The sequence below is a fragment of the Ligilactobacillus acidipiscis DSM 15836 genome (assembly GCF_001435755.1).
In the GTDB taxonomy this organism is placed as follows: domain Bacteria; phylum Bacillota; class Bacilli; order Lactobacillales; family Lactobacillaceae; genus Ligilactobacillus; species Ligilactobacillus acidipiscis.
The window spans coordinates 1-2,051 of the sequence record NZ_AZFI01000246.1 but is presented as its reverse complement, the minus strand read 5'-3'; the positions used below and the strand labels follow the sequence as shown (position 1 = coordinate 2,051).

At 37.4% G+C, this 2,051-nt stretch carries 2 protein-coding genes; one reads left to right on the top strand and one right to left on the bottom strand.

The annotated features are described in order from the left end of the window. Positions 1 to 300: 300 nt before the first annotated feature. Complete coding sequence (locus tag FC65_RS10380; RefSeq protein WP_010497233.1) at positions 301 to 1,338, bottom strand: aldose epimerase family protein; 1,038 nt, start codon at positions 1,336 to 1,338, stop codon at positions 301 to 303. Between the two features lie 332 nt (positions 1,339 to 1,670). Here FC65_RS10380 and FC65_RS10375 point away from each other — a divergent pair, with 332 nt between their 5' ends. Further along, positions 1,671 to 1,973 (top strand): hypothetical protein, encoded by a 303-nt coding sequence (locus tag FC65_RS10375; RefSeq protein WP_056972648.1) that lies wholly within the window; start codon positions 1,671 to 1,673, stop codon positions 1,971 to 1,973. The last annotated feature ends 78 nt before the right edge of the window (positions 1,974 to 2,051 follow it).

Genomic DNA, 2,051 nt, shown 5'->3' with positions numbered 1-2,051 from the left:
CCTTAAGGGAAAAGTATGAATAATTCAGGTGCTAGTTTGATTTTAACATTTTAACCGCCCATTTCCAGACATTTTTCAAGCAACCTTAGTTTTCGCAGACAGATGACAAATACTGGCTTTAAAAATTAGCTGTCGCCAGAATTTGCTTCTGCTAATCTACTTGATGTACGCCCTTATTTGTCAACTATTGACCTTAAAACAAACTGCAAAGCCAACAGATCAAAAAAGCCTTATCCCAGCAGTTTTCATAAAAATGGGATAAGACCTGAACTAATATTTTATTTCTATATCTCACAAAACTTATTGTTGCTTAAATTCAAAGGAAATATGATAAGTTTTCTTTTCGTTTCTCTTTAACACAATGTCGCCAAAGTTTTCATTATTGATAGCATCCGGTAATTGCTGTGCTTCTAAGGCCACACCTTCACCAGGCAAGGCATCCAAGCCATTATCCCGTGATAGTTTGATCCCATCATCTATTTCTGGCATGGTGTACATAACTAGACCAGTTCCTTCACTATTGATCGTAACTTGACGACCACTATCATTATCACGCAGCACAGCAACAGGTTCTGTCGCCATGCCTGGCCCATTAACGACAAATGCATCATCAAAACCGCCGGTTTCATCTGCAGCCTGTTTTAAGTTTCTGAATTTACGGAAATCATATGGTGTATTGTCGACCTGTAAGACCCGGCCCGTTGGGATCGTTTCGTCATCGGTCTGCAAGTACTCTTTACTGTTGATCATCAAAGAATGCGTGGAAAGATCACGTTTGTCACTCAAGTTGAAATAGGCATGGCACGTTGGATTAAAGAGCGTATCCTGCTCACCATTCAATGCACTATATGAAATAGTGACACGATCACTATTATCCAAAGTATAAACGACTGTTGCTAAGTAATTACCGGGAAATCCATCGCGCGACTCTTTAATATGCTTCTGGAAGATCACACTCACACTGTTAGGTCCACGCGAAGTTGTATACCCCCAATTCAAGGAGCGGTAACCATGCTCTCCACCATGCAAAGTATTGCCATTTTCATTAGTTGGCACTTGCTGCTTTTTGCCATCTAATTCAAATTGACCGCCCTTGATCCGCCCTGCAACTCGTCCGATCGATTGACAACAACAAAGAGAATTGTCATAGTACTGTCTTGCTGTATCAAAACTCAGTAAAATATTTTGCTTGTCCCCATCCTGAGATGGTACTAAAAACTCATTCCACGTTGCACCCATAGTGAAACAGGAAATTTCTGTCCCATTATCATTGACCAATCTGATCTTTGTGACAACATGTCCTTCATAATTTTCTACGACGCTGCGAAATATGTCCATTAGATTCCCTCTTCTTTCTGACCATGTTTTTCTCCTAACATCCACTTTAAGTGTACCGCATTTTTGCGGTCTTTAAAAGCGGTTACATAAAAGTAAATGGTTTTAATTTGTTTTTCCAAAATTGGTATAGTTATTTAAAAATAATCATTTCAAGTGCTTTTAACTACTGATTAACACTTACAAACACGCTAATTCCTATTTTAAAGGCATTTTGCTTTAAGCATTAATGATTATTTAACTATTTCATAACTTAAAAAGCTTGCTTTTTAGATTTTAATAGAGTATGGTATATTATATCAAGAAGAACAGATAATTGAATTGGAGGAATTAGCATGAATAATACTGTTGTAGAAAAAACTGAAGCACGTAAAGAAAAGGACAAGGAATGGACAATTTCCAATGAGGCAGGCCATTATTTACGAGTAGTTTTTTCTGTAGCTTTGGAAAATAACATGAAGAACCTGCGTAATTTCTCTTTCAACAGATTCGAATCAGAACAGATCAACAATCTTTCTCCACTTGTTGCTGGTCTCAAGGACAACTATGAGCTGAAAATTGATGACTCAGTTATTGGCAATGCTTTCTTGCCGCTTGATGCTCAAAAAGCAGAACCTCTTTTCAAAAAAATTGATTAAGCTAAATTGTTGAACACTCGCTTTTTAATTGCCTGACAACTTATAACTGAATGAAAAACGTCGTGTTTCTAAATTGGG